The sequence below is a fragment of the Hypericibacter sp. genome, assembly GCF_050729195.1.
In the GTDB taxonomy this organism is placed as follows: domain Bacteria; phylum Pseudomonadota; class Alphaproteobacteria; order Dongiales; family Dongiaceae; genus Hypericibacter.
Genome location: NZ_JBOHKS010000306.1, coordinates 1 through 6691, shown reverse-complemented (window position 1 = coordinate 6691; position 6691 = coordinate 1). Strand labels below are relative to the sequence as shown.

Sequence of the window (6691 nt, the reverse complement as noted above, 5' to 3'; positions counted from 1 at the left end):
GGCTTGCGGCGCGCTCATCGAAGACGAGGCGGCAACCGGCGCCGCGAGGCGTTTTCCGTCGGCCCAGCGCGGGAGTTCCTCCTGGAGGCGAGCCAGCGGTGCCGACCAGTCGCCCCGGGCTTGCTGCCGGAACAGACGAAGCGAGGGCCACCAGACACAGTCTTCCCGATCGAGCATCCAGCGCCATTCCGGCGGGTCGGGAATCAGCACCCAGCAAGGTACACCGAGCGCGCCGGCCAGATGCGCCGTGCTGTTGTCGATCGTGATGACCAGATCGAGAGACGCCACTTGCGCGGCGAAGCTTTCGAGGTCGGTCATCTGATCGACCGCCGGATCGACGGTGATCGCGACGCCCTGCCCGGCGAGAGCCGCGATCTCGTCCTTGTGATCGCCGTATTGCAGGCTGACGAAATGTAGATTTGGGTTGCGCAGGAGGGGCAGAAAATCCGCCAGCGGAATCCGACGGCCCTCGCCCCGGGTCTTGGAGCCGGTATGCCAGGCCAGCCCGACGCGAGGACGATCGCTGCCATAACGCCGGCGCATCGCCTCGACCCGGTTCGGATCGGGCTTCAAATAGGGGCCGGCATGACCCGCGAAGCTGGAGAGGTCAGGGCGCAAATGGCGGGCGATATCCCCGGCCGCGATCTGAGCGACGATGCCTGGGGGCCATTCGCGCGTCCCGGGAGGAACCACCGAGCGCGGGAGCAGGGTAACGCCCGGCAGCGACCGGCCGAACAGGCCGATCAGCCTGGCGTCGCACTCGACCAGCAGATCGACCCGTTTCGCCAGCTCCGGAAGAAGGCTCGAAAACATCAGCTCGTCGCCGATGCCCTGTTCGTTCCAGACCAGAAGCCGCCCCTGAAGCGGGGCCCCCTGCCATTCGGGCCAGGGCCAATGGCGGCGCTCCGCCGCCGTGAAGTCGGTGGCCCAACGCCAGGCGAATTCGGGCCAGCCCTCGCGCAGTTTGCCGTTGACCATGAGCGCCAGCGCCAGATGCCAATGCGCCTGAGTGTTGCCCGGATCGACGGCGACGGCGCGGCGGCCCAACGCCTCCGCTTCCGCCGATCGCGACTGATAGAGGCGCATCAATGTCAGATTGACCAGCGCGATGACATTCTCGGGCTCGAACGCGCTCGCCCGGTCATAGGCCTCGGCCGCGCCATCGACATCCTGGGCCCGCATGCAGGCCGCGCCCACCGCCAGGATGGCGGGCACATAGTCCGGATCGATCGCGCGGGCACGGCGCGCCAGAGCGAGCGCCTCCTCGATCAGAGCGGCGACGCGTCTGTCGGCGGCGTTTCGTTCGCCCACTCCGTCGGCAGCAGCGCTGGCCTGCCGAAGCCGCAAGGTCGAGAGATTGGTCAGGGCCAGGATGTTGTCCGGCTGTTGCAGCCACGCCGCTTCGTAGGCGGCGACCGCCGCTTCCGTGTCGCCGCGATCGGACTGGGCATGACCGAGCGCCAGCAGACCGGGAATGAAGGCCGCATCCCCTGCCAGGGCGCGGCGGGCGAGATCGATCGCGGCGTCGATCTTTCCCCGCCGTCTTTCGATTGAGGACAATCGCGTCAGCAGCTTGGGATCGTTCGGCGACCGTTCCAGCTCCTGCTCGAGCTTCGCAGCCTCCACCGCCGACCGATCATCGGGCGGCGGCGCCGGCGGCGCAGGCGGTGGGGTCGCGGCAGGCCGGGGTGCCGGCGATCCGGTCTTGGCGAGATGAGGCCAGCGGGCGATCAGCAGAGAGCGAAGCTCCGCCAGCGGTTCCGCCCATTCGCGCCGGCGCGCCTGACGCAAGAGACGCAGGGTCGGGTACCAGGGCGTGTCCTTGCGATCCAGCATCCAGCGAAAGTCGGGCGACCAGGGCAACAGCAGCATCACCGCCCGGCCCTGCGCGCCCGCAAGATGGGCGACCGCACTGTCGATGGTGACGATGAGATCGAGATTGTCCAGCAGCGCCGCCGTGTCGGCGAAATCCTGCAGCCCCGAGCCCGCATCCAGAAGACGATCCGAGAGGCCGGCGCCCGCGATTTGGTCGCTGCCCGCCCCTTTTTGCAGGCTGATCCAGCCTGCGGGCAGGCTCTCGATCAGCGGCTTCAGCCTTGCCAGCGGGATCGAGCGATTATGGTCGTTGCGGTGAAGCGGATTGCCCTGCCAGGCAAGGCCGATCCGCGGCCGCGGCAGGTCTTTGAGGCGCTTCGCCCAGGCGGCCGCAGCGGCGGGATCGGGATGAAGATAAGGAGTCTTCGCCGGTGTCGTCGCGATCTCGGTGCCGAAGACATAGGGCAGGCTCATGAGGGGCAGGGCGATATCATGCGGCGGCGGCTCGCTTCCACGCGCCACCAGTGCCGTTGCACCGGGAGCCGATCCCGCGAGACCGAGAAGCTCGGGCGGAACTTCCAGGATGGGACGGCCACCCGCTTGCGCCACCAGCGCCGCATAGCGCAGAAACTGGATCACGTCGCCGATGCCTTGCTCGGCCGTCAGCAGCACCCGCTTGCTGGCCAGCTCGGCAGGCTGGGGGCGGACCGGCAGCGGCGGGCGTGGACCGCCGACAAACAGATTCGAGCGGAACCGCCATTCATATTCGGCGAAGCCTTCGCGCCAATGGCCGCGCCGGATATTCATCACCGCCCGGTTCCAGTGGAGATCGGGATGGTCGGCGTCGAGCGCCAGCGCCTTGTCGAGATGGGCAATCGCGCTGTCGACGCGGCAGAGATCGTTCTCGAGCAGGCCCTTGTAGAAATTGCCGAGGAACAGATTGGGCGCCAGCGTCAACGCCCGATCCAGCGCCGCGACCGCGCCCTCGAAATCCTCCAGCACACGCAGGACATCGCCCAGCACGGCATGGGCGGAGGCATAATCGGGATCGAGCTTCACGGCCCGCTCGGCCGCCGTCCTGGCAGCCGCGATCTGGCCCAGGCCGCGCAGCGATTCGGCGATCTGCACCTGGAACGGCGCGGCATCGGGCCGCAATGCGGCGGCCTTCATATATTGCGCATGGGCACTGCGCGGATCGCCGGCGCGCGCGAGAAGGTTGCCCAGCTCCATCGCCACCGCGGGATCGTCGGGTCGCAGCCCCTGGACCTGTTGTGCCGCCTCGAGTGCGCCGGCGATATCGTCCCGCCGGCGCCTGACCAGGCTCAGATTGCGCCAGAGCTCCGCGTCCAGCGGCGCCAGCGCCAAAGCCCGCTGCAACAGGGATTCGGCCGGCTCGTATTGCTTCTGCTTGATCTGAAGCCGCGCCAGATTGCCGAGGATCTCGGCATCCTGGGGCTGGAGCGCGATCGCCCGCTCCAGCGCCGCGAATGCGCCCTCCTGACCGGGCGCCTGGGAGCGGATCACACCCAGAAGATGCCAGGCTTCGGCCCGGCCGGGCTCATGCTCCACCATCCGCTCGAGCATCGCGGCGGCAGCCGTGAGATCGCCCGCGCGATACAGCGCCAGCGCCGCGTCGAACCGGGCTTCCGGCGGCTGCGCTGTGGTCATGACCGCTCCTGCAGCCGGCGGGAGAGAGCCGCCGAAAGCGCGGCCACGGGCTCGCCCCAATGACCGCGGCGGCTCTGCCGGAAGAGGCGCAAGGAGGGCCACCAGATCGAGTCCGCCCGGTCGCGCTGCCAGCGCCATTCCGGGAGAAAGGGCAGCAGCACCCAGCAGGGCACGCCCAAGGCACCGGCGAAATGCGCGGCGCTGTTGTCGATGGTGACGACCAGGTCGAGGGCAGCGAGCTGCGCGGCGAACCCGTCCAGATCCTTCAACTGGTCGATCGACGGATCCTCGAAGATCTCGATGCCGGTCCGGTCCTTGAGAGCCGCGATCGCCGCGCGGTGATCGCCATATTGCACCGAGACGAAACGGACGTCCGGCGTTCCCAGCAACGGCTCGAGCTGCTCGAGCGCGACGCCCCGCCCCTGTTCCTGATCCGCCTTGGTGTACCAGGCGAGACCGACATTGAGCTCGGCACCGCGATGGCTCTTCTTCAACGTCGCAAGCCGCTCCGGATCGGCAACGAGGTAAGGACCGCCCCTGCCTGCAAAACTCGCCAGGTCGGGACGCAAGTAACCCGCCACCGTGCCCGCCGGTGCCTGCCTCACGATATCGGGTGCCGACAACCGCGGATCGGGCAAGGGCTCGATCCGCGCCACGATCTCGGTTTTCGGCAGAGAGCGGCGGAACAAAGGAACCAGCCGCGGATCGCATTCGAGCACGCAATCGAGTTCGCCCGACAGCTCGGACAACAGGCTCGAGAACATGACCTCGTCACCCACACCCTGCTCGTTCCAGACCAGGAGGCGGCCCGGAAGCGGCCGGCTGCCATCCCATAGCGGTTGGGGCATCGGACGGTTGCGCCTTTCAGCCTCGGCCTTGCGCTTCCAGCGCCAGTCATATTCGGGCCAGCCCTCCCGCAATCGACCGACCGAAAGCAGCGAGCCGCCGAGATTGACATGGGCATCGATGTCGCCGGGGCGGAGCTTCAGCAATGCGCCATAGCAGGCGATGGCCTCGTCCATCTCGCCCATCGAGCGCAACACGAAGGCGGCGTCGGCGAGCGCGTCCGGATTGGGCTGGGGGTTGCGCATCGCGGTGCGCGCCGCTGCCAGCGCCTCGGCATTCCGGTCGAGCGCCTGCAGCGACCGGGCGCGAATTCCGGGCACGCGCGGCTCATGCGGATCCAGCGCCAGGAGCTTTGCCGCCATGACCAGCGCCGCCTCATGCCGACCGAGGCCCTGGAGCACGCCGCTCGCGATCTGGAGCGCATGCTTGTCCTGCGGCGCCATGGCGAGGGCCGCCTCGATGACGGGCAAGGCTTCCGCGTCCCTTTCCTGGTCATGTAACGCCACCGCCAGGTTGCGGCGCGCCATGACCGATTCCGGCTCGGCCTCGAGAGCCGCGCGATAGACCGCCTCGGCCTCGACAAACTTGCCGTCCTCGCGCATCAACGCCGCCAGATTGGTCATGACGGCGGCATCGTCGGGCTTGAGCGCCAGCGCTTGGCGATAGGCCGCTTGTGCTTCGGCGGAATGGCCCAGCGCCGTCAGCAGCTCGCCGAGATTGGCCGCGAGGTCGGGCTGCCTGGGATCGAGCGACAGCGCCGTCTGCCAGGACCGAACCGCCGCCTCGCCTTGGCCCGCCCGCCGCTGGACCTGGCCGAGGCGGCGCAACGCACCGACGCGGTCCGGCGATTTCGCCGGAAGATGAACGAGCACCGCCTCGAACGCTTTCGCCGCTTCGTCATGCTGGCCGACTGTCGACAGCGCGGAGCCCAGCCGCGACCAATCCGCAGCGCTGCGCGGCTCCAGCTTGAGGACCGCGCGATATTCCGGGATCGCCGCTTCGAACCGCCCCGAGGCCGCCAATGCGTTGGCATGATTGCGGCGGAATTCGGCGATCTTTGGTGCCTGTTGCGCAGCCTTCGCCAACAAGGGCAACGCCTCGTCGCGATGGCCGGCGGCGAAGGCGATCACGCCCAGCCCGTGAAGCGCTTGGGGGTCGCTCGCGTTCAGTGCCAGAACGGCCCGATAGAGACGCTGCGCCTCGGCAACGTTTCCGGACTGATGGGCCTTCAACGCCGCTTCGATCTGCTTGCGCGCCGGCGATCGCGGGTTCATCGCCGCTCCCCCATCAATTGGGCGACGGCGATCTCGAGCTCGGCCAGCGGGTCGGCCCAGACTCCGAAATGACGCTGGCGAAAGAGCCGCATCGACGGGTACCAGGGATTGTCGCGGCGATCCAGGAGCCAGCGGAAGTCCGACACCGACGGCAGCAGCAGGAAGGTGGGCCGGCCCATGGCACCCGCGAGATGGGCAACGGAGGTATCGACCGCGATCACGAGATCGAGCTCGGCACAGAGCGCGGCAGTATCGGCGAAATCCTCGAGCTCGACCGTCGCATCGAAGATCCGGTCCGACAATCCTTGCGCCGCGATCGCTTCGGCACCGCCCGCCTTCTGCAGGCTGACCCAGCCGGCATCGTGACGGCGGATCAGGGGGGCGAGGGGTGCCAGCCCGATCGAGCGGTTGCGATCGTTGGGGTGGCGCGGATTGCCTTGCCAGACGAGACCGATGCGCGGGCGGCGCAGCGCTTCTAAACGCAGGGCCCAGGCCGAAGACAGATCGGGTTCGGCGCGAAGATAGGGCACCGAACCCGGAATCCGGTCGAGCGGGAAACGCAGCAGCGCCGGCAGGCTCAGCAGCGGCACCTGCAGATCGAAGGCCGGGGTGGGCCCGCCCCGCGCGAAACTATGCTCGGCCCCGGGAAGCCCTCGCATGACGCGCGCCAGCTCCGGTTGCGTCTCGAACAGCAGCTTGCCGACGAGGCCGGCCGCGGGCGCCAGCAGGCGCGCGAATTGCAGACTGTCGCCAAGGCCCTGCTCCGCATAGACCAGCAGCGTGGCCTCCGGTCGCGGATCACCCTGCCAGCGCCGGGTCTCGTAGCGCTGGAGGCCGCGACGGAAATCGCGCGTGTGCCAGCGCCATTCATATTCGGGCCAGCCTCGCGCGAAATCGCCCTTCGTCAGCAAGCCGATCCCGAGGCTGGAATGAGCATCGGCAAAGCCCGGCTTGAGCGCGATCGCAGCGGGGAAGCAGTCGATGGCGGCATCGATGTCGCCCAGGGTGCGCAGCACCACGCCGGCATTGTTCAGCGCGTTGGCATCGTTACGGGCGGCAGCCTTTGCGGCCCGGGCCGCGGCCAAAGC

3 protein-coding genes are annotated in these 6691 nt (G+C 68.5%); all 3 read right to left on the bottom strand.

Annotation, left to right across the window (positions count from 1 at the left end):
• On the bottom strand, window positions 1-3483 hold a 3483-nt coding region (locus ACREE8_RS25005), incomplete at its 3' end, for a tetratricopeptide repeat protein (protein WP_431575740.1).
• The gene (locus ACREE8_RS25000; RefSeq protein WP_431575739.1) at window positions 3480-5603 is read right to left on the bottom strand and encodes a tetratricopeptide repeat protein; all 2124 of its coding nucleotides are present in this window, start codon (window positions 5601-5603) and stop codon (window positions 3480-3482) included. The genes ACREE8_RS25000 and ACREE8_RS25005, both read right to left, overlap by 4 nt.
• Window positions 5600-6691 (bottom strand): tetratricopeptide repeat protein (locus ACREE8_RS24995; RefSeq protein ID WP_431575738.1); only part of this gene is annotated, 1092 nt, incomplete at its 5' end. The genes ACREE8_RS25000 and ACREE8_RS24995, both read right to left, overlap by 4 nt.